The organism is Providencia lanzhouensis (assembly GCF_050469745.1).
Taxonomy (GTDB): domain Bacteria; phylum Pseudomonadota; class Gammaproteobacteria; order Enterobacterales; family Enterobacteriaceae; genus Providencia; species Providencia lanzhouensis.
The window spans coordinates 2,525,645-2,548,991 of sequence record NZ_CP174123.1; the positions used below are offsets into that span (position 1 = coordinate 2,525,645).

The 23,347-nt window shown below is 42.2% G+C and carries 15 protein-coding genes; 8 read left to right on the top strand and 7 right to left on the bottom strand.

From position 1 onward, the window contains the following. Positions 1-194: 194 nt before the first annotated feature. Positions 195-2,894, top strand: coding sequence for a phosphotransferase RcsD (rcsD, locus tag ACIH2S_RS12015; protein ID WP_196712404.1), 2,700 nt, complete (start codon positions 195-197; stop codon positions 2,892-2,894). A gap of 1 nt (position 2,895) precedes the next feature. Next, positions 2,896-3,546, top strand: coding sequence for a response regulator transcription factor RcsB (rcsB, locus tag ACIH2S_RS12020; protein WP_004259923.1), 651 nt, complete (start codon positions 2,896-2,898; stop codon positions 3,544-3,546). An 84-nt stretch (positions 3,547-3,630) separates the two neighbouring features. Here the strand turns inward: rcsB and rcsC are convergent, their stop codons facing one another. Beyond that, positions 3,631-6,483 (bottom strand): two-component system sensor histidine kinase RcsC, encoded by a 2,853-nt coding sequence (gene rcsC, locus ACIH2S_RS12025; protein ID WP_108478597.1) that lies wholly within the window; start codon positions 6,481-6,483, stop codon positions 3,631-3,633. Between the two features lie 147 nt (positions 6,484-6,630). Further along, entirely contained in the window at positions 6,631-9,234 is a 2,604-nt protein-coding gene (gene gyrA / locus ACIH2S_RS12030; protein ID WP_430247496.1) for a DNA topoisomerase (ATP-hydrolyzing) subunit A, read from the bottom strand. 329 nt (positions 9,235-9,563) lie between these two features. On the opposite strand from gyrA, the gene ubiG reads away from it, so the two are divergent. From ubiG to yfaE, 4 genes are all read left to right on the top strand, one after another. Beyond that, positions 9,564-10,286, top strand: a complete 723-nt coding sequence (ubiG, locus tag ACIH2S_RS12035; protein WP_036952802.1) for a bifunctional 2-polyprenyl-6-hydroxyphenol methylase/3-demethylubiquinol 3-O-methyltransferase UbiG — start codon at positions 9,564-9,566, stop codon at positions 10,284-10,286. 335 nt (positions 10,287-10,621) lie between these two features. Further along, positions 10,622-12,913 (top strand): class 1a ribonucleoside-diphosphate reductase subunit alpha, encoded by a 2,292-nt coding sequence (gene nrdA, locus ACIH2S_RS12040; protein WP_108478595.1) that lies wholly within the window; start codon positions 10,622-10,624, stop codon positions 12,911-12,913. Positions 12,914-12,924: 11 nt separating this feature from the next. Next, positions 12,925-14,061, top strand: a complete 1,137-nt coding sequence (nrdB, locus tag ACIH2S_RS12045) for a class Ia ribonucleoside-diphosphate reductase subunit beta (RefSeq protein ID WP_036952796.1) — start codon at positions 12,925-12,927, stop codon at positions 14,059-14,061. A gap of 2 nt (positions 14,062-14,063) precedes the next feature. Then, positions 14,064-14,327, top strand: a complete 264-nt coding sequence (gene yfaE, locus ACIH2S_RS12050) for a class I ribonucleotide reductase maintenance protein YfaE (protein WP_108478594.1) — start codon at positions 14,064-14,066, stop codon at positions 14,325-14,327. A 162-nt stretch (positions 14,328-14,489) separates the two neighbouring features. Here yfaE and ACIH2S_RS12055 read toward each other — a convergent pair whose 3' ends face one another. Next, positions 14,490-15,830, bottom strand: a complete 1,341-nt coding sequence (locus ACIH2S_RS12055) for an anaerobic C4-dicarboxylate transporter (RefSeq protein WP_108478593.1) — start codon at positions 15,828-15,830, stop codon at positions 14,490-14,492. A gap of 483 nt (positions 15,831-16,313) precedes the next feature. Here ACIH2S_RS12055 and tyrP point away from each other — a divergent pair, with 483 nt between their 5' ends. Beyond that, on the top strand, positions 16,314-17,462 hold the full coding sequence (gene tyrP, locus ACIH2S_RS12060; protein WP_230082430.1) for a tyrosine transporter TyrP: 1,149 nt from the start codon (positions 16,314-16,316) through the stop codon (positions 17,460-17,462). 245 nt (positions 17,463-17,707) lie between these two features. Here the strand turns inward: tyrP and ACIH2S_RS12065 are convergent, their stop codons facing one another. Further along, positions 17,708-18,250 (bottom strand): YfaZ family outer membrane protein, encoded by a 543-nt coding sequence (locus ACIH2S_RS12065; protein WP_006661376.1) that lies wholly within the window; start codon positions 18,248-18,250, stop codon positions 17,708-17,710. Between the two features lie 334 nt (positions 18,251-18,584). On the opposite strand from ACIH2S_RS12065, the gene ACIH2S_RS12070 reads away from it, so the two are divergent. After that, positions 18,585-20,024, top strand: coding sequence for a catalase (locus tag ACIH2S_RS12070; protein ID WP_036952784.1), 1,440 nt, complete (start codon positions 18,585-18,587; stop codon positions 20,022-20,024). An 85-nt stretch (positions 20,025-20,109) separates the two neighbouring features. Here ACIH2S_RS12070 and menE read toward each other — a convergent pair whose 3' ends face one another. Genes menE through menB form a run of 3 tightly spaced genes read right to left on the bottom strand, consistent with a single transcriptional unit; the run spans position 20,110 to position 23,341 of the window. Further along, positions 20,110-21,525, bottom strand: a complete 1,416-nt coding sequence (menE, locus tag ACIH2S_RS12075; RefSeq protein ID WP_108478592.1) for an o-succinylbenzoate--CoA ligase — start codon at positions 21,523-21,525, stop codon at positions 20,110-20,112. Beyond that, positions 21,513-22,484, bottom strand: coding sequence for an o-succinylbenzoate synthase (gene menC / locus ACIH2S_RS12080; RefSeq protein WP_154609455.1), 972 nt, complete (start codon positions 22,482-22,484; stop codon positions 21,513-21,515). The genes menE and menC overlap by 13 nt, the downstream gene beginning before the upstream one ends. Continuing rightward, positions 22,484-23,341 (bottom strand): 1,4-dihydroxy-2-naphthoyl-CoA synthase, encoded by an 858-nt coding sequence (gene menB, locus ACIH2S_RS12085; RefSeq protein WP_036952775.1) that lies wholly within the window; start codon positions 23,339-23,341, stop codon positions 22,484-22,486. The genes menC and menB overlap by 1 nt, the downstream gene beginning before the upstream one ends. Positions 23,342-23,347 lie beyond the last annotated feature (6 nt).

The following is a 23,347-nucleotide window of genomic DNA, read 5'->3' on the forward strand; positions in this document are numbered from 1 at the left end:
ATCCCGGGGGCTTGTCTACCCCTGATAGTAAAATAATTGCATTTTTTTGTTCGTTTGACTAATCTTCACTCAATTGTTCTCTATTGCCCTAAAAAAATGCTAATATCTGTGCAAAATCGGTGTCTATAACGTACCTAGGCGTATGATTTTTAATCTGATTAATCTAATTTGCCAGTGTGACGGCGTGGGACTGTATGTACAAACAATCATTATTAAAACCGAATGTTCTTTCTCGCATTTTTATTGCCTTTATTGTGCTGCTCGTCACAATGCTGTCGTTGTCCCTCTATAATTATTATCACGCATGGATGTTAGCGCACCAAACGGCCATCAACACTCTCGCTAATCGACTCGCTTATCAAATTGAAGATTATCGCTATCAAGCGGGTCACATCTATAAGCTTGCCAATGATAAAACTACACCTGACTCTGTTAACGACATTTCCGTGACTGAAATGCGCCACGATGTTTATTGGCTAAGTAGCAATAACCAGACCATTGATTCCATTGTGTTTGGTCTCAATAAACCAAGCAGTAAAGTCTTAGCGACAAAGCTCGCAAACTATATGGAGATTGTATGGGGGGCACGGAATGAATTTAACTCCATGTACTACCTTAATGGTCAAGACAACTCCTTAGTTCTGGTAACTACCCATTCCATTCTAAAACCAGAGTTACGCTATAAAGAAAGCTATTTAACACTAACAGCGGAAGATAAGCGCTCTGATATGATCACCCAATCGACATTATTAGATCGCCGTGAAGTTATCTCCAATATGCAGAAAAATGCCCAAGATAATGTTTACTTCTATACCTATCGCTTAGTCTTTAACTCGCCAGGCCGCCTTAGTAGTGTGATCTCCTTTGATATTTCTATCAATTCAATCCTCCCCTTTACATTACAGGGCGATGATATTTCGATTTCACAGCGACCAAACAATCAAGAAAATAGCCAAGCGGCCAGCGAACTCGTTGGCACCAGCCTGATGCTCTCTCAACCCATTGAAGGCACTAATTACCAGATTAGCTATACCCTTTCTCTGAAAAGTATTATTTTCGGGGTGCTAAGTTACAATTTTTGGCTAATTACCTGCATGATTGCGGTCAGTATTTTGGCGCTGATCACCACCATGTTTATTCGCAAGCGAATTATTTCACCCAATGCTTCAATGCTGGATGAGCTCCAGTTTAAAGATGCCCTCAATAATGACATTCTTAACCATATTTCTTATGGCATCCTAGTCTTTGATTTTAATAGCAATAAAAAATTATTAAGTAACAGTATCGCGAATCACTTATTACCATCTATGGATCTGATACATATCAAAGAAATGGCAACCGATCATAATGATGTCATTCAAGTTTCCATAGAAAATAATATCTATGAAATCATTTTGGTGAAAAGCTTAATTAAAGAAAACACCATTTTGTTTATCATCATAGATAAAGATAAAGAAGTTCTGACGCAAAAACGCCAAGAAATGGCTACGCGTGAGCACCAACGAAATATTCAACTTAGAAAAGTGGTTTTCGAAAATATTTGCCAGGAAATTCTACCCGCTGTTAACCAAATTGATGCCAAATTTAACCAATTAAGCTCTTCACTCGGCGAGCCTAAAAATCCATTATTATCTGAAATTCAAAACCAACTGTTTTATATCAATAATTGGTTTAGAAATATCGAACTTATTAGTCAATTAGAAACTCAACAGATTGAGTTTAAAACAGAAAAATTTGCTATTGGTCAGATGATTAACCAATATCTTAAACAAAATTTAGCACATTTAAATCGAAAAGGACTTTCGTTCTATTTTTATAACAACATTAATCCTGACTCATTAATTGAAAATAACCCAGATTATTTCCAGATTTTATTTCAATCAATTTGGGAATACTCAATAGAAACTACAGCCTTTGGTAAAATTACCGTTTCAATTGACTATATTGAAGAAAAAAGTGAAGTTTCTATTGATATAAAAGACAGCGGAATTGGGTTAACTCATATTGAATTGAATAACTTGCAAAGCCCATTCACAGGGAAAGCACAAAGTTCAAATCAATTTAAGCGTTCAGGCATGACCTTTTACCTCTGCAAATTATTAACGAAAAAAATGCAGGGAACATTTAGTATCAAGTCAAGTGATGCCATCGGTAGCCATTATCAAATTAAGCTCCCTGCGCAATCCCAGATGCAAAGCCATGAATACCCTGCTCTGCTTGAAGATATGTATATTCGCTTGAATATTCAGAATATTGATACTCGTCGCATTGTTAAACAGACCTTATCGCATTATGGTGCAGAGTTTCTTGATATCGATGAGAGCTCACCACATAGCCACTGGGATCTCTTGATCGCCGACAATGATGACGTTTCCTTTAATAACATAATTAAAATTAAGGGAAATCTATCTTCAATAAATTGTATTAACCCAAATTATATTGAAGTTAACTACAATTTCGCGGATGAACTTATCGATGCTATCTCATTATTGATAGAACAAGCGAATGAGACAGAAGATAATAATGAATCCAACCTATCTTCATCACTCGTTCTACGAGAAAATAACTCTCAGTCGAATAATTCTGTCGATAATATTATTTCAGGCTATCATTTAATTCTGTCGAAGAGCGATTATAAAGATTTGTTTATCTCAACAGTACCGATAGATATTAATAAACTGTATAATAGTGAAAGTGTTGCGAATTTAACCGAATTAAAAGACACTGCACATCGTTTAAAAGGAGTTTTTGCTATGCTTGAATTCCATTATCTTCATAAACTTTGTGAAGATTTGGAACATTACATAGCAGATGAAAACGGATTTGAAATAAAAAATTGCATTAGAGAACTGGATGTCTCAGTGAAAAGACTAATGCCAGAAGGTAACCAATAATATGAATAACCTAAATGTCATTGTTGCCGATGATCATCCTATTGTTCTTTTCGGTATCAGAAAGTCGCTTGAACAGATTGAATGGGTAAACATCGTCGGTGAATTTGAAGATTCTACTTCTTTAATTAATAACTTAGCGCGCCTGAATGCAGACGTTCTGGTTACTGATTTGTCTATGCCTGGCGATAAATACGGCGATGGTATTACATTAATTAAATACATTAAGCGTCACTACCCTGACTTATCGATTATTGTCCTCACCATGAACAATAATCCGGCGATCTTAAGCGCTATTCTTGAGCTTGATATTGAAGGTATCGTACTAAAACAAGGTGCGCCTGCTGACTTACCAAAAGCGCTAGCTGCCTTACAAAAAGGGAAGAAATTTACCCCTGAAAGCGTCAGTAAATTGCTTGAAAAAGTGAATGCGAGTGGATATGGCGATAAGCGTTTATCACCAAAAGAAAGTGAAGTGCTACGCTTATTTGCAGAAGGATTCTTAGTCACTGAGATTGCTAAAAAACTAAATCGCAGCATCAAAACCATTAGTAGCCAGAAAAAATCGGCGATGTTAAAGCTGGGTGTTGAAAATGATATCGCACTGCTGAATTACCTTTCATCAGTCAGTATCGACAATTCCCCTTCTGAATAATCGTTTTTTGGCACTAAAATAGAAGCCCGTTTAGGGCTTTTATTTTTTCTATTCAATATGTTAACTGTTTAATAAATAATTTATTCACTCATTAGGTTTAACATATTTCACCAACGACTCCCGTAGCACACTGATCGATGTAGGCTTCGAGAGACAATCATTCATACCCGCATCAAGACAACGCTGCTTCTCTTCTGCCATCGCATTTGCCGTTAATGCTACAATAGGCTGCCTAAAACCTTGTTCTCGCAACGTGCGCGCCAATTGATAACCGTCCATATTGGGCATATTCACATCAGAAAGAACAATGTCCGCATGATTATGCTCAAGGAATTTCAACGCATCTAATCCATCAACTGCCGTGCTTGTCATAAAGCCAATGCTTGCCAACTGCTCTGTCAATAGCATTCGGTTAATAGGATGGTCATCAACAATTAAGACTTTAAACGTATTCAAATCTGCATCGGCATCTTCAAGGTCATGGTTCTCTAAACTCTCTTTAGTACCTTGAACCAACTTAACAATGATTTTATCAATCAACATTGGCAGCTTATCGAGCTGATAAGTGTTATAGAGCCAATTACTTGGTTGAGTTTCAAATAATTCACCTGAATATAAACTACTGAGTTTCAGCAAGTTTCTATTCTGTAAGGCAACACTTTCTTGGGTATCCGTAATCAACAAGTCATACGTCTCATTGATATCAATGGATGAGCCCGTTACCACATTAAAATGATGGTGTTCGAGCAATCTTACAAGAAAATCAATTAAGAATGCATTTTGACCCGTCACGGCGACACGGTAATTTTTTCGGTACTCAGGAATAACGGGTTCTAAATATTGCTGGTCATAGAGTGGAATGCGGATCGTAAACGTACTCCCCAGCCCCGCTTGAGAATCCACACCAATATCACCATCCATCAAGTTGATGAGTTTCTCACAAATAGCGAGCCCTAACCCTGTCCCTTTGTGTCCATTATTTTGATCGTATACTTGGAAGAATGGGTCAAATAATTGCATAACCACTGCTGGGGTCATTCCAATCCCCGAATCCTTGATTTCAATTTTTAAATAATTTTCATCTTTCCAAACATGCAGCATCACAAAACCAGAGTCTGTGAACTTTATGCTGTTATTCACAATATTGGAGATAACTTGTTGTAGGCGTACTGGGTCGCTAAGCATCATGTCTGGAATGTTCGGCTCAATATAAGAGTAAAGTGACACTTGTTTTTTAGTTGCTAAAGGGACGTAGTTAGCAAGAACATAAGCAAATACATTGCGGCAATTGAATAATTTATTTTCTATTTTTAATTGTTTGGATTCAATTTTGGAGAAATCCAAAATATCACTGATAATCTGCAACAATAGCGATGACGAATTATCCATTGTAGAAACTAATCGAAGCGCTTTATCTGATAAATCATACCGTTGCAATAACTCAATATTACCGATGATCCCATACAACGGTGTTCTTAATTCATGGCTCACCGTGGCTAAGAACATCGATTTCGCTTGGTTCGCCTGATCCGCTGCATCTGCGACATCCTGCAATGATTTTTCCATCTGCACACGAATACTAATGTCGATCAATACGCAGATAGCCACATCTTCATTTTGATAACGTGAATTCACAAAACTAATTTGTAGATGGGTGCCATTCGTTGCAACAACATCAATATAGTTGCTAGATTTTTGACGAATAATCGTCAAAATTCGCTGTTTATCATCTTCACTCAGTAAACGGAAATAGTTATGTGCGAGCTCATTACTCAGAATATTGCCGCCATCACTTAGCCTTAGGATAATGATCCCAACAGGAGCTGATGCCACAATTTTATGGTTAAATTGTTCATGCTCTTCAAGACGAATCGCCGTATTGGCTGCAGGCTCTAACATTCGTCTTTCTAATAACCAAATTAAAAAGAAAATTAACGTACCAGACAAAATATTAATTAATATTGCGTAAATTATTGATGTTTTTAGGTTGCTGATTAAATACGATGTCTCAATTGAATAAATAACCGTTAGTTGCGAAGGTGCTAAACGCTTCTTAAAAAACAGCTGAGTATAATCAGAGTTAAAACCGAAATAATTTATCTCTCCAGATGTCAGCAATGGTGAATTTTTAATATTCGAATCTGATGAAGTGTAGAGAACAGGTTGATTTGATGAGTTAATTAATGTGATTTCAACGGCTGGATTATTACGTAAATTAAACTGATTTAAGTTTATCGCTCGCTCAATCCCAATAAAACCAACAATTAAGCTTTTCTCATAGATAGGGATCATCAAATAGAGTTGACCATTTGATGGTTGAGAACTGTGGGTGATGGTATATAAATTGCGCTCTTGACCCTGCTGTCTTAACTGTTTGTAGATCCGCGCATTGTCATAGACCACTTTTTTTAGCGTATCAATATCAGAAACTGCAGCACGAATTGAATAATCCATCATGCAGTAACTGCCTGTTCCAAAGACAAATACGTGATTTAAGCCTTGGGGGACCGCAATGCTGTCTTTCCAGAAAATATTGAGTTGTTCAAAAGCAGAAAGATAATTCTGAGTTCGCTGCTTAAATACATCACAATCTGCCGATGGCATGAGTGGATATAGCGAGTATGACGTGGATGCGGGTAAAGTGATATCTTCTTGTTGAATACCCACTTTTTGTTGATGTTCTTCGTCTTTGAGTCGTTGCTGCTCCGTCATGGAATGAATAAGGCGAAGTGTAGCATTTGACTGCTGAATATAAACTTGCAGGTTTTCATAACCAGAATGGAATTGCTGGCGCAGATCAGATTTATGTTCATTGAATTGCATATAAAGGAAAAACAGAGTGATGAAAAGCCCCATTCCCCATAGCATAACGCCTAGGACACGAAAAAGATCTCTAGATAATCTGAGGGATGTTTTAAACGAGGGTAAATATCTCAATCCGTTACCTACAAGTACATTATCACTAATACTGAGTATACTCGATTAACTCGATGAAAAGCGACAACCAATAACTTCCATGTATATTGCTAGTGTAAAGATACAAAAACGGGCGGATAATCCGCCCGTTTCATTGATGAATGATACTTACTCTTCGGTATCTGCATCAGCTTGTGCTTCACCGTCAACATCAATACCCTCTTCATCGGTATTTTCATCGTCTTCAGTTTCAGCAACACGTTGTAAACCAACTACTTTTTCATCTTCAGCAGTACGGATCAGCGTCACACCTTGAGTATTACGTCCAACGACGCTAACTTCAGAAACGCGGGTACGAACCAGAGTCCCAGCATCCGTAATCATCATAATTTGGTTGGTATCCTCAACTTGGATAGCGCCAACAACTTGACCATTACGCTCGCTCACTTTAATAGAGATAACCCCTTGAGTTGCACGAGATTTTGTTGGGTATTCTGCTTCTTCAGTACGCTTACCGAAGCCGTTTTCAGTCACGGTCAGAATATGGCCTTCACCACGAGGAATAATTAAAGAAACAACTTTATCGTCGTCCATTAATTTAATACCGCGAACACCTGTCGCTGTACGTCCCATCGCACGAACCGCATCTTCTGCAAAGCGCACCACTTTACCTTGCGCAGAGAACAGCATGACTTCATTGCTACCGTTGGTTAAATCAACACCAATCAGCTCATCGCCTTCATTCAAGTTCACGGCAATAATACCGGCACTTCTTGGGCGACTGAAATCTTGCAGAGGGGTTTTCTTCACGGTACCGCTCGCGGTCGCCATAAAGACATAATAGCCCTCTTCGTATTCACGCACTGGTAAAATCGCGGTGATACGTTCATCTTGCTCAAGTGGCAGTAAGTTCACAATTGGACGTCCACGAGCACCACGGCTAGCTTCAGGCAATTGATAGACTTTCATCCAATATAAGCGACCACGACTGGAGAAACACAAGATAGTATCGTGGGTATTCGCCACCAGCAGACGCTCAATAAAGTCTTCTTCTTTAATACGCGCTGCGGATTTACCTTTACCACCACGGCGTTGTGCTTCGTAGTCAGACAATGGCTGATACTTCACATAACCTTGGTGAGATAGCGTTACCACCACATCTTCTTGGTTGATCAAATCTTCAATATTGATATCTGCGGTATTTTCAGTGATCTCAGTACGACGCGGGTCGTTATAAGCATCACGAATTGCTTCTAACTCTTCACGAATAACTTCCATTAAACGCTCAGGGCTACGCAGAATAAACAGTAATTCTTCGATTTGTTTCAGAAGTTCACGGTACTCTTCCAGCAGTTTTTCATGCTCAAGACCGGTTAATTTCTGTAAACGCAGATCCAAAATTGCTTGTGCTTGCTGTTCAGTCAGGAAATATTGACCTTCATGAACACCATATTGTGGCTCTAACCACTCCGGACGTGCAGCATCATCACCTGAACGTTCCAGCATCGCAGCAACATTACCCAGAGCCCAAGAACGGGCAATCAGCCCAGCTTTTGCTTCAGCTGGTGTTGGTGCTTTACGGATCAATTCGATAATTGGGTCGATATTCGCCAGTGCCACCGCCAACGCTTCAAGGATGTGCGCACGGTCACGGGCTTTACGCAGTTCGAAAATAGTACGGCGTGTAACAACTTCACGACGATGGCGAACAAACGCGGCAATAATATCTTTCAGGTTCAAGATTTTTGGTTGACCCTGATGCAGTGCCACCATGTTGATACCGAAAGAAACTTGCAATTGCGTCAGTGAATACAGGTTATTTAGTACTACTTCGCCGACTGCATCGCGCTTAATTTCAATGACAATACGCATACCGTCTTTATCAGACTCATCACGCAGTGCACTGATACCTTCAACGCGTTTTTCTTTAACTAATTCCGCAATTTTTTCAATCAAGCGCGCTTTGTTCACTTGATACGGAATTTCGTTGACGATAATGGTTTCTCGACCATTTTTCTCATCAACTTCAACCTCGGCACGTGCACGAATGTACACTTTACCGCGACCGGTACGATACGCATCGATAATACCACGACGGCCATTGATGATAGCGGCGGTCGGGAAATCTGGGCCTGGGATATGTTCCATCAAGCCTTCGATACTAATATCTTCGTCTTCTATATAAGCTAAGCAACCATTAATCACTTCCCCTAAGTTGTGCGGAGGAATGTTAGTGGCCATCCCGACAGCAATCCCTGAAGAACCATTGACCAAAAGGTTAGGTATCTTCGTTGGCATCACTTCTGGGATTTGCTCTGTACCATCATAGTTAGGAACAAAGTCTACGGTTTCTTTTTCTAAATCAGCCAGCATTTCATGGGCAATTTTCGCCATACGGATTTCCGTATAACGCATTGCAGCGGCGGAGTCTCCGTCAACTGAACCAAAGTTCCCCTGACCATCTACCAGCATGTAACGCATAGAGAAAGGCTGTGCGAGACGAACGATGGTCTCATAAACGGCAATGTCTCCATGTGGATGGTATTTACCGATGACGTCCCCGACGATACGGGCAGACTTTTTATAGGGTTTATTCCAATCATTTCCCAGTACATTCATCGCAAATAACACTCGGCGGTGTACTGGCTTCAGCCCATCTCGAACATCTGGAAGTGCACGGCCGACGATAACGGACATTGCATAATCCAAATAGGAACTTTTCAGTTCTTCTTCGATATTGACTGGGGTGATTTCTCTGGCAATCTCGCTCATGGAACCACTGTCCCTCATAACTTCAGATTCAAAGTGTAAACTATACCACAACTCCCTTATTTAATTAAGAGATAAGAGAAGTGAGTATTTGTCTTTCAAGCTATGTATAATAGCGGAAAAATGCGCTTATGTGTCCGAATCTTGTAGATTTTCAAGCAATAGTCTCTCAAGGATTTTCATATTTGGTCCATAATCCCAATAAATTAACTCACGGGCGACTATCGTCCCATTACGAATTCCAACCTGTTTTTGCATTTTGCAAAATAAATATAGTCCAATAGGTAAAAATAAGTAATGCGAGGATAGAAATAGATATAGGAGTTCCTCAGATGAATGATACCCAAGACCAAACGTACCTAAACGTCGACAAACAAGAGATTGAAAAGTTTGAATCGATAGCGTCACGTTGGTGGGATCTTGAAGGCGAGTTTGCCCCATTACACCGCATTAATCCGCTGCGTTTAGGCTACATCATGCAACGTGTAGACGGCATTTTTGGTAAGAAAATCCTCGACGTTGGCTGCGGTGGCGGTATTTTATCTGAAAGCATGGCGCGCGAAGGTGCGGATGTCACGGGTTTAGATATGGGCGCAGATCCGTTAATGGTCGCTCGTCTACACTCTCTGGAATCGGGTATTCCTGTGGAATACGTCCAAGAAACCGTCGAACAGCATGCGGATAAACACCCTCAGAGCTACGATATCGTCACTTGCATGGAAATGCTTGAGCACGTTCCAGACCCAGAGTCTGTAGTAAGAGCCTGCGCGAAGTTAGTTAAACCTGGCGGACATGTTATTTTTTCCACCATTAATCGCAACAGAAAAGCATGGCTAATGGCTGTCGTGGCAGCGGAATATGTGATGAAAATGGTTCCAAAAGGCACGCATGATGCTAATAAGTTTATCCGCCCATCCGAATTAATTAGCTGGGTCGATAAAACGCAATTAAAAGAACAACATATGATGGGACTGCATTATAATCCAATCACCGATAAATTTTGGTTAGGTCCTAACGTTGATGTGAACTATATGCTGCATACGATCAGCGAATAAATAGCAAGCGGTACGTTTAAGAAAACAGCAAACGGTCTCAACTTTACAAAATAATTTTTAGGTTAATGTCGGTAAGTCAATTTTTGGCAACTCCACTTCTCATGCTGCTTACCGACATGATCAATTTTTCTTATCCAGTTGTTATCCACAAAAACTATCAGATTTGTACACTTGATAAAATCGCACATTAACATTATCTTGTTATTAGATTCTTAACAAACTACTACATATAGTGGTCATCACAAATATAATATACAAGTCTCATGATTCTTCATCATGAGCTTTTTTACGTTTGGGAGACTCTATTTTGTAACTCAACCAAGGTGTACTTGCTCATGAACCAGAGTCTGTTAGTCACAAAACGTGATGGACATAAAGAACGCATTGACCTCGACAAAATCCATAAAGTTATTACATGGGCGGCGGAAGGTCTTAGTAACGTATCAGTTTCACAGGTGGAGTTACGTTCTCAGATTCAGTTTTATGATGGGATCAGAACTTCTGATATTCACGAAACGATGATTAAAGCCGCTGCTGACTTAATCACCGGTGAAACACCAGATTACCAATATCTTGCTGCACGTTTAGCGATTTTTAACCTGCGCAAAAAAGCCTATGGTCAGTTTGAGCCACCAAAATTATATGCCCACGTAAAACATCTGGTTGAGATGGGTAAATATGATAAGCATTTGCTGGAAGACTACACTGAAGCAGATTTCGAGCAAATGGATGGTTTTATTGACCATTGGCGTGATATGAATTTCTCCTACGCCGCTGTTAAACAGTTAGAAGGGAAATATTTAGTTCAAAACCGTGTCACTGGTGAAATCTACGAAAGCGCCCAGTTTTTATATATTCTGGTTGCCGCATGCTTGTTCTCTCATTATCCACAAGCAACCCGTTTAGATTACATCCGCCGCTTCTATGACGCGGTATCAACATTCAAAATTTCTTTACCTACGCCAATTATGGCGGGGGTACGTACACCAACACGTCAATTCAGCTCATGTGTTCTGATTGAGTGCGGTGACAGCCTTGATTCTATCAATGCAACCTCAAGTGCTATCGTGAAATATGTCTCTCAGCGTGCCGGTATCGGTATCAACGCGGGTCGCATCCGTGCACTGGGTAGCCCAATCCGTGGTGGCGAAGCATTCCACACTGGCTGTATCCCATTCTATAAGCATTTCCAAACTGCGGTAAAATCTTGCTCTCAAGGTGGCGTACGTGGTGGTGCAGCAACCCTGTTCTACCCTATCTGGCACTTAGAAGTAGAAAGTTTATTAGTGCTGAAAAACAACCGTGGGGTTGAAGGGAACCGTGTTCGCCATATGGACTACGGTGTACAGCTCAACAAATTAATGTACGAGCGCCTGATCAAAAACCAAGATATCACCCTATTCAGCCCGTCTGATGTTCCGGGCTTGTACGATGCATTCTTCGCGGATCAAGACGAGTTCGAACGCCTCTATGTGCAATATGAGCAAGATGAGAAAATCCGTAAATCCAGCGTGAAAGCGGTTGAATTATTCTCATTGATGATGCAAGAACGCGCATCTACAGGTCGTATCTATATTCAAAACGTTGACCACTGCAACACCCACAGCCCATTTGACCCACAGGTTGCCCCTGTTCGTCAATCCAACCTGTGTCTGGAAATTGCACTGCCAACTAAACCATTAAATAACGTCAATGACGAAAATGGTGAAATTGCCCTGTGTACGCTGTCAGCGTTTAACTTAGGCGCCATTGAAAGCCTCGATGAGTTAGAAGAGTTAGCTATCTTAGCGGTTCGTGCATTAGACGCACTGTTAGACTACCAAGATTACCCAATCCCTGCGGCGAAGAAAGGCTCTATGGGTCGTCGTACTCTGGGTATTGGTGTGATTAACTACGCTTACTATTTAGCGAAACACGGTGTTCGTTACTCCGATGGTAGCGCCAACAACCTGACGCACAAAACATTCGAAGCGATTCAATATTACTTACTGAAAGCCTCAAATGAATTAGCGAAAGAACAAGGTGCTTGCCCATGGTTCAATGAAACCACCTATGCACAAGGCGTGTTACCTATCGATACTTACAAACGTGAGCTCGATAAATTAACTGACGAACCACTGCATTATGATTGGGAAGCGCTGCGCCAAGAGATCAAACAGTACGGTCTGCGTAACTCAACGCTGTCTGCATTAATGCCATCAGAGACCTCGTCTCAGATTTCTAACGCGACCAATGGTATCGAACCACCACGTGGTTATATCAGCATTAAAGCATCAAAAGACGGTATCCTGCGCCAAGTGGTGCCAGATTACGAAAATCTGAAAGGTGCTTACGAGCTATTATGGCAAATGCCTTCCAATAGCGGCTATTTGCAGTTAGTTGGGATCATGCAGAAGTTTATCGACCAGTCGATTTCTTCTAACACAAACTATGACCCAACCCGTTTCCCGAATGGCAAAGTGCCAATGAATCAACTGTTAAAAGATTTATTGTTAGCCTACAAGTTTGGTGTGAAAACACTTTACTACCACAACACCCGCGACGGTGCTGAAGATGTTCAGGGGGATCTGGAAGAAGTTGTTGAAAGCGCAGATTCTGATTGTGAAGGCGGGGCTTGTAAAATTTAATAGGGATGGTTATGTCACATTCATACACGATTTTTTCTCAGAAAAAAAATAACCAGCTGCTGGAGCCGATGTTTTTCGGCCAGCCTGTGAACGTTGCCCGTTTTGATCAGCAAAAATATCCTATTTTTGAAAAACTGATTGAAAAGCAACTCTCATTCTTCTGGCGCCCAGAAGAAGTTGACGTGGCGCGCGACCGTATTGACTATAATGCGCTGCCTGATCATGAAAAACACATTTTTATCAGTAACCTGAAATACCAAACGCTGCTCGACTCTATTCAGGGTCGCAGCCCTAACGTGGCATTTTTGCCACTGATTTCAATCCCAGAATTAGAAACTTGGGTTGAGACTTGGTCATTCTCAGAAACAATTCACTCACGTTCATACACACATATTATTCGTAATATCGTGAATGACCCGGCGATTATCTTCGATGATATCGTTGAAAATGAAGAAATTCTCAAGCGTGCAAAAGATATTTCTGAGTACTACGACACGCTGATCGAAATGACCAACTATTACCATATGTTTGGTGAAGGGACCCATACGCTGGGTGGTAAACAAGTCACTGTTTCACTGCGAGCACTGAAAAAGCAACTTTATTTATGCTTAATGAGCGTTAACGCCCTTGAAGCAATTCGTTTCTACGTCAGCTTCGCGTGCTCTTTCGCCTTTGCTGAGCGCGAATTGATGGAAGGTAACGCAAAAATCATCAAGCTGATTGCTCGAGATGAAGCGCTGCACTTAACGGGAACTCAGCATATGCTGAACCTGTTACGCTCAGGTCAAGACGATCCTGAAATGGCAGAGATTGCCGCTGAGTGTGAAGATGAATGCTATCGCCTGTTTGTGGATGCGGCAGAACAAGAAAAAGAGTGGGCTGAATATCTGTTCAGCGAAGGCTCGATGATTGGTCTGAACAAAGATATTCTGTGCCAATATGTGGAATATATTACCAACATTCGTATGCAAGCAGTTGGCCTGAAATTACCATTTGAAGCGCGTTCTAACCCTATTCCATGGATCAACGCATGGTTAGTGTCTGACAACGTTCAAGTGGCGCCACAAGAAGTCGAAGTCAGCTCTTATTTAGTCGGTCAGATTGACGCTGAAGTTAACACCGATGATTTGAGTGATTTCGAACTGTAATTATGGCAAGTCATAAAATCACCCTGCGTCTTACGCAGGGTGTGCAAGTTCCCTACCACACGGATGTTCACACCAGTTTATTGGATGCCCTTGAAGATAGCCGAGTGCCTGTCGAGTACCAATGTCGAGAAGGCTACTGTGGCTCATGCCGCGTAACATTATTAAAGGGAAAGGTTGGATACAAACGTAAACCGCTCGCTTTTGTTCAAGAGGGTGAAATTCTGCCCTGCTGTTGTCACCCGCTATCCGATATTGAAATCGAGTAACGACGTTAGTAACACTGTGTATCTAACCATAATATAATACCCAAAATAATTCGAGTTGCAGGTAGGCAGCAAACGAAGATAGTCGGGGAGCATACACAAGTATGTGACCCGACTAGCTGAGTGCAGCTAACACCCCTGCAATTTGAAGTATGAAGGGTATTTTTATAGATAACCGTACATCGCAGCAAATACCCAACCAAACACACAGGATACACCCACCCCAATTAGACCAGGCAAGATAAAGCTGTGGTTGATAACAAACTTACCAATACGTGTAGTACCAGAACGGTCAAACTGAATCGCCGCAAGGTCACTTGGATAAGTTGGCAGGATATAGTAACCGTAACACGCTGGTGCAGAAGCAATAATATATGCAGGGTCAACACCAATACCCAGAGCGATTGGCACTACTGCCGCTAATGCCGCTGCTTGTGAGTTAACAAACTTGGATACCAACAGCAAAATCACCGCATACGCCCAAGGGAAATCTTTGACTAATGAACCTAAAGTGCCTTTGATTTCATCCATATGGGCACCGAACATGGTTTCTGCCATCCACGCGATACCATATACCGCCACGATAGCAATCATCCCTGACCGGAACACTTCGTTTTTAGAAATCTGTCCTGGATTGGTTTTACAGATGATAATGATCAGCGCACCCGCTAATAACATAAACATCTGGATCACTAACACCATCGATAACGGCTTACCGTTAATTAATGGTCTGAGCTCAGAAAATGCACCCAGTAATGCCACCACCACGATGGATGCTAAGAAAATCCACATTGCTACCCAGTTAATTTTTGGCAATTTTTTATCTAACAGCGTAACGCTATCACCATAAACATAGTCATGGTTTTCAGGCACTGAGATAAATTCTTGGAATACCGGGTCTTTATCCAGATCTTTACCGCGGAACCAGCTAAAGATACCTATCGCTAAGATACCGATTAAAGTTGATGGGATGGTGATTGCCAGTAAATCTAAAAATTCTAGTGATTTACCGTTGATGGACACGCCATTTAACATTGCGACTAAAGAAACAACTGCCACGGAAACAGGGCTGGCAATAATCCCCATTTGCGCCCCGATACTACTCGCCGCCATTGGTCTTTCAGGACGAATATTATTCTTGATCGCTGCATCGTAAATGATTGGCAAAATGGTATATACCACATGCCCGGTACCACACAAAATGGTTAAAATACAGGTAACGAAAGGTGCAACAATAGAGATGTATTTTGGATTTTTACGCAGTAAACGTTCTGCGATTTGTAGCATAACGTCCAAACCGCCTGATGCTTGTAAGGTTGCTGATGCTGCAACAACAGCAATGATAACAAGCATAACGTCTACAGGCGGTTTTCCTGGAGGCAAACCAAAACCAAAGACAAGTATAACTAGGCCAACACCGCCTAGCAGCCCGAGCGCCATACCCCCTTTTCTTGCTCCGTAGAACAAGCAGACAAGAATAATGGCAAGTTGAATCATAAAGTCCATAGGTCCATCCTTTATTTATAGGTTTCCCTTATTATCCAGATGATCTTAACGTATTAATTTGATTTATATTAATTTAAAAAACAATATTGTTTTATTTTCATTCCTAATATTTTGGTCCCATCACAAAATTCCCCTTTAGTTGCTGCCATAATGCTCAGTTAAATAATATAATGAGTAAAATCAATCTTATAAACCCCATTTTTTAACATTTAACCCTCATCAAGTTTCACTTCTTATTTTCATTCTTAACAAAAATTCACCCTTAGCGAGCAAGTTGTTACTTCCCCATACATTAATAGAATTTTTGACTCATTTAGACTGTTAATATTTATTTACACACACTGTAATTCAGATTTGACAGAGTAATCGCAATCGCATAATCTGCTTAAATTATTAATAACCCGAATTCAATCAGAGGAATTTGTGAAGAATCGTACCCTTGGCAGTATTTTGATCGTGGCAGGAACAACAATTGGCGCAGGAATGCTAGCAATGCCGCTAGCGGCAGCAGGTGTTGGCTTCACTGGAATAGTATGTTTGTTGATTGGTTTATGGATGCTAATGAGTTATACCTCATTACTACTAGTCGAGGTATATCAACATAATCCTGCCAATATGGGGCTCGGTAGTGTTGCGAAAAAGTACCTCGGTCCTGTCGGTCAAATTGTCACTGGTTTGAGTATGTTATTACTGATGTATGCTCTGACAACTGCCTATATTGGCGGGGCTGGAGTGCTTATCTCTGATAGCCTATCTTCTTGGTGGGGGATTACGGTTTCGACTCAAACAGCCATTATTATGTTCACCATTGTTGGCGGTGCTGTGGTCTGTGTGGGTACACACTCTGTTGATTTTATTAACCGTATTCTTTTCACCGCTAAGACGATTTTCTTAGTGATTATGCTTGCCGTTATGATGCCTCATGCCGAGGCGGTTAACCTAAGCACCATGCCGCTGGAAAAAGGCCTTATACTCGCCGCTGTTCCCGTGATTTTTACCTCTTTTGGGTTCCACGGAAGCGTACCTAGTTTAGTCAATTACATGAATGGTGATGTACGCAAGCTGCGTATCATTTTCATTACAGGGAGTGCAATTCCTCTGGTTGCCTACATTTTATGGCAAATCGCAACTCTCGGCGCTATCCCATCCAATACATTTATGGGGATCCTTGCCCAGTCTTCAGGTTTAAATGGATTATTAACCGCAATCCGTGATGTGGTTGCCACCCCTCGTGTGAATATGGCAGTTGCCCTGTTTATGGATTTAGCGTTAGCGACTTCCTTCTTAGGTGTGGCTTTAGGTTTGTTTGATTACCTTGCAGACTTATTTAAGCGTAGTAATGATTTTATTGGTCGTGCACAAACCACGCTGCTGACCTTCGTACCCCCGTTACTCGCAGCGTTGTTCTTCAGTAGTTTTGTTCAAGCATTAACTTACGCCGCTGTCGCATTATCAGTCCTAGCATTAATCATACCGGCACTGTTAACCATGCGCGTACGCAAGTTAGAAGCGAATGGCATTTACCGCGTCAAAGGCGGCACACCAATCCTCACTTTAGTTCTGCTGTGCGGTATCGCAGTCATCGCCATCCAATTCGCCATCGTGGCCGGCTTCCTACCAAACGTTGGTTAATCCCTAGAGTTTCATTCATAAAAAACACCCCAATTTGGGGTGTTTTTCTTGGCATTTTTTGATGTTTTTTTTGAAAAACTATCACTGCCATTTTTCAACTCATAATGAGCACTAGCATTATTCTCTAAATAGTTTGAATTGTGGCTAGGCGGCAAACGAGGATATCTTGGGGAGCATACATGAGTATGTGACCCGAGTATCCGAGTGCAGCCAACAACGCCACAAATCAAAATATGACGAGAATATTAGAAGGATAGGCCGGCGCCCACATACCATCCATCTGCCAACTTCTCATTACGATCATCATGCGCGCCTTTCATCTCAATCAGACGATAACCCGCATCAACCGACAGCGGTTTAAACACGGTATAGCGCGCACCTGCTTTCGCTTCCATGTAGGATTTGCTGCCTGAAGTCAGTGATTCTGGTGCGCCATACGCTTCACCGTAGAAACTTAATGATGGCAGTGCTTGCCAGCTTAAGCCACCACCTAATGCTGCCGCTGCACCGTTAGAACCATCTTCAGGAGATAAATACAATGCTTTACCACCTACATAGGCATTAAATGGTCCTAATGGCAGACCGAAAGTTGCGCCTAAGCTACCTAACTCGCCATTATGATCGCTACGAGCCCAAGAGCCATTAAATGCTAAACCGGAACCTTGAGTTCCTAAACCAGCACTTAATTCTGTAAAATGTTCACCCGCGCTGAAATCAGCAGAAATTGCTTGGGCAGCACCCATATAAAATGCAGAGGTCGCTGCAACAGCTAAAAGAACTTTGCGCATTATCATTTCCTTTATTATTAAAAATTAAAGTATCGTGACGATGTTACGTGATTTAGTGCACGTACTCAGTCTTTTTTGCTTAAATTTACGTTAGAACACCGTTTAACGCACAATAAGTGAAATTCATCAGTGGTTTACTTCAATCAATTCTTCATTTTCTGACTAAACTTCTTACTATGATTACAGTGATTGGTCAGAGCGATTAGATAATTAAATCTTTGCTTATTATACTGTTCATCAAGTTTATTATAGAGATGAAGTGATATTCTACAAATATTCATCCAGTTAGTTACTTTTGTGTAGTCTATAAATCTAATAGTTTGGGAGTATTGTGATGAAAAAAAGAGGTCTAACTACCGCTTCAGGCGCACCTGTTGTGGATAACAATAACGTGATGACTGCGGGCAAACGTGGTCCGATGCTGTTGCAAGATGTTTGGTTTTTGGAAAAGCTCGCCCACTTCGATCGTGAAGTGATCCCAGAGCGCCGTATGCACGCTAAAGGTTCAGGGGCATTCGGTACTTTCACTGTCACCCATGACATTACCCGCTATACCCGCGCAAAATTATTCAGTGAAATTGGCAAGAAAACTGATTTATTTGTCCGCTTCTCCACCGTAGCCGGTGAACGTGGTGCAGCTGATGCCGAGCGCGATATCCGTGGTTTCGCTATGAAGTTTTATACCGAAGAAGGCAACTGGGATATGGTGGGTAACAATACCCCTGTATTCTATCTGCGTGACCCACTGAAATTCCCTGACTTAAACCACGTTGTCAAACGCTGCCCTTATACCAATATGCGTAGCGCCGCCTATAAATGGGATTTCTTCTCCCACTTACCTGAAGCGCTTCATCAATTAACCATTGATGTCAGTGACCGCGGCTTACCGAAAAGTTATCGCTTTATGCACGGTTTTGGTAGCCATACCTATAGCTTTATCAATGCGAATAACGAACGTTTTTGGGTGAAATTCCACTTCCGTAGCCAGCAAGGTATCGAAAACCTTATGGACGACGAAGCAGAAGCGCTGATTGGTAAAGATCGTGAAAGCTCTCAACGTGACCTGTTCGATGCTATCCAACGTAAAGAATATCCTCGCTGGAACTTACAGATTCAGATCATGCCAGAAAAAGAGGCGTCAACCGTCCCTTATAACCCATTTGATCTAACCAAAGTGTGGCCACACAAAGATTATCCATTGATTGATGTGGGCTATTTTGAACTGAACCGCAACCCAGATAACTATTTCTCGGATGTGGAACAAGCGGCATTTAGCCCAGCGAATATCGTTCCGGGCATTGGATTCTCTCCGGACAAAATGCTGCAAGGTCGCTTATTCTCTTACGGGGATACTCAGCGTTACCGTTTAGGTATTAACCACTATCAAATTCCGGTGAATGCCCCACGCTGCCCATTCCATAATTATCATCGTGATGGTGCAATGCGCATTGATGGTAATAGCAGCAATACCGTGACTTATGAGCCAAACAGCGCCGGGATGTTCCAAGAACAACCGGACTACAGCGAACCACCATTATCTATCGAAGGTGCGGCTGATCACTGGAATCACCGTGAAGATGAAGATTACTTCAGCCAACCTCGAGCACTGTATGAATTGCTGGACGATGCCGAACATCAACGTATGTTCCAACGTTTAGCGGGTGAGTTGATTGAAGCGTCAGAAGAGACGCAAAAACGTCAAATCGAGTTGTTCAAGAAAGTGCATCCAGAATACGGCGCGGGTGTTGAAAAAGCGTTAAATGCGCTGAAATAAACAAGCATTTCCTGTTATGACCAAGCGCTAGAACTTTCTAGCGCTTTTTATTTATTCCTTAATTCATTCCGCGTTTAGTTCATCACTATCTTTGTGTTAACACCCATCGCTTCACCTGCTGGCGAGAAACTTTAATTCCCCCCGCTTTCAATTCAGGTTCTAGGTGATAAAACGCCATGGGGAATTGATACGGGGCTAATTTATCTTTTAGCCAATCAGCCAACATGTTCAAATTCATTGATTCATCCGCGTCAATCACTGCCACTGGGCGCTGTCCAAATTGCACATCATCAACAGGAACAATAAAGCTTTGGTGCACACCAGGATGAGCATTGATCACCGCTTCAATATCTTCAGGCTGCACACACTCCCCGCCACTAATGAATAGATTATCCAAACGACCTAAAACCTGATATTCACCCTCAATAAAGGCACCTTTGTCATTGGTTTTAAACCATCCATCCACTAAATTTAAAGGATGTAATTGCCCATCAAACCAATACCCTAAAGATTGGCTGTCCGACTGAATTTGAATTTCATCATCCACCAGCCGTACTTGTTTACCCGCTAATGGAAGCCCTACACCTTTCTTACCATCTGTACGTTTGGCACACACGGTTGACGCCATTTCTGTCATCCCATAACCACTCCAACATACAATACCACGTTGCTCGGCTAGCTCCGTTAAACTGGTTGGGATCATAGCCCCCCCCAACAAGACTTCTTTTAACGAAAGATTTAACGGCATCTCGTCATTCAGTAACCGCCATAGTTGAGTCGGCACTAATGATGCATGGGTGACACCCTGTAATGCTTCGGGCAATGGTGTAGAACGAATGGCGAGTTTTGCACCGCTCAGTAACCAACGCCATACAATTCCTTGCCCTGAAACGTGAAATAATGGCAATGAAAGTAGCCAGCAATCCTCTTGCTGATAATTCATGGCATCCAACACGCCAGCCGCACTGTTCAAATGCGCCGAAATACTGTGTACAGCCGCTTTAGGTAACCCCGTAGAACCTGAGGTTAAAATTAACGTTGCAGGTTGCTCAGCAATTTTCTGAAAGCTTACCGAAGGAAAATCGTCATATTCAATAAAATGATAATAAAGCTGGTGGTCCAAATGACGATAATTCGCGAGCGCGTTTTGTTCATCGGTAAAATCAATCACTGCGCTAATATCAAGATGTGGCAGTAATTCATCTAATAACCGTTCAGGAAGGCGAGGATTGATAGGCAAGACTTTCGCCCCACAAGCTAGCAACGCCAATTGACTGAGTAGCAGTTCAACGGAGTTTTTACCGCGCAAAGCGACACATTGCCCTTCTTGCACGCCTTGCATCGCAAAGTAAGTGACTAAATCGGCAATCTGCTGATTTAATGCCGCCCACGTTACCGCATCAGTATCCGTAAAAAGTGCAATGTTATTTGGTTGAAGACTGGCCCAATGCTGCCAAGGCCAGTCGGTAAAGCGGCTAGACGATGATGCTAACTCTGCCATACAACTGTCAGCTCATCTAACTGTTGAACAGGAATTTGGCATTGTGGCCAAGGTCTCACCAATTGAGATTGGATCAGTGAAACCGTATCTAAACCTGGAATGGTATTCGGCGTTAGCCAATTTGCGACCCGCGCTAATTGGGTTAAACCAAAGCTGCTTTCGATGGATGAGCTGATCACAGCCTGCATCCCTAACTGATGAGCTTGCTCCACCAAACTGCGGCAATAACTCAAGCTGCCCGTTAAGGTCGGTTTAATGATAATAGCCGCCACACCCGGTTGCGCTTCTACTTTGAAGTCATCTTCGCGCACACTTTCATCCCATGCGATGGCGATGCCAGTATCCGCAGAAAATTGCAAAGACTCCTCACGGGTTTTGCATGGCTCTTCAAGGAACGCAATTCGTGCACGGTAATCTGGATTCACATATTTAGCGAAACCATCTGCTTTTGCTCGGGTCCAGCTGCGGTTAGCATCTAAGCGCAGTTTTAGCTCAGGCACCGCTTCCAATAATAAGTTTGCCACCATGCCATCACGCACAGCTTCATAAAGCCCCACTTTCACTTTGGCGACTTTTTCCCCTTCCATGGCATCGAGGCTTAGGATTAGGTCATCAGGGTCACCGCTGCATAATGGCGCTTTACGATAATTAGCTTGTTGTGGAAGTTCACCGGTCAGCTCTGCTAATGCACAGCTACAGCCAAAGGCAACTGAAGGTAAATGGCTTGGCGTCATTGTGCCTTCATTCACCCATTCATTTAGCCATGCGATGGTGTCGGCTGTTGCTTCTTCCAACGTTTCACGGCTAAATTCTGGCAGAGGTGAAATTTCCCCCCAGCCTTCGCTATCCCCATCTTGTAAACAAACCAAAAGCCCATCACGGGTTTTTAGTCGTTGATAGCGAAGGATAACGCCTGCCTCCATCGGCAGGCTGAACGAGTAAAGTTTGGCTTTTCTCATTATGGATTACGCTTATATTTAGAAAAATCTGGCGCACGCTTTTCGTTGAATGCGTTACGCCCTTCTTGACCTTCATCGGTCATATAGAACAGCATCGTTGCGTTACCCGCTAATTCTTGCAGACCCGCTTGACCATCACAGTCAGCGTTCAGTGCCGCTTTCAAGCAACGTAATGCCATTGGGCTGTTTTCCAGCATTTCACGGCACCAGCGTACTGTTTCTTTTTCTAAGTCAGCATAAGGTACAACGGTGTTTACCAGACCCATGTCTAACGCTTCTTGCGCATTGTACTGACGGCACAGGAACCAAATTTCGCGGGCTTTCTTTTGACCGACGATACGCGCCATATAAGATGCGCCCCAGCCGCCATCAAACGAGCCAACTTTAGGACCCGTTTGACCGAAAATCGCGTTATCGGCTGCGATGGTTAAGTCACACATCATATGTAAAACGTGACCGCCACCGATGGAGAAACCGGCAACCATTGCAACAACAGGTTTTGGACAGGTACGAATTTGACGTTGGAAATCCAATACGTTCAGATGGTGCGTACCGCTTTCATCGCGATACCCGCCGTAGTCGCCACGAATTTTCTGGTCACCACCAGCACAGAACGCTTTTTCACCTTCACCCGTTAGGATGATAGTCCCGATATGGTCGTCATAACGCGCGTCTGATAATGCTTGGATCATCTCTTTTACGGTTTGCGGACGGAATGCATTGCGCACTTCAGGGCGGTTAATGGTAATTTTAGCAATCCCTTCAGGGGATTTGTGATATCGAATATCGTCAAAACCTGCTGAGCAATCTTGCCACTCAATCGGTGCGTACAGTTTTTCTTCGCTTGGATAAATCATTATCAA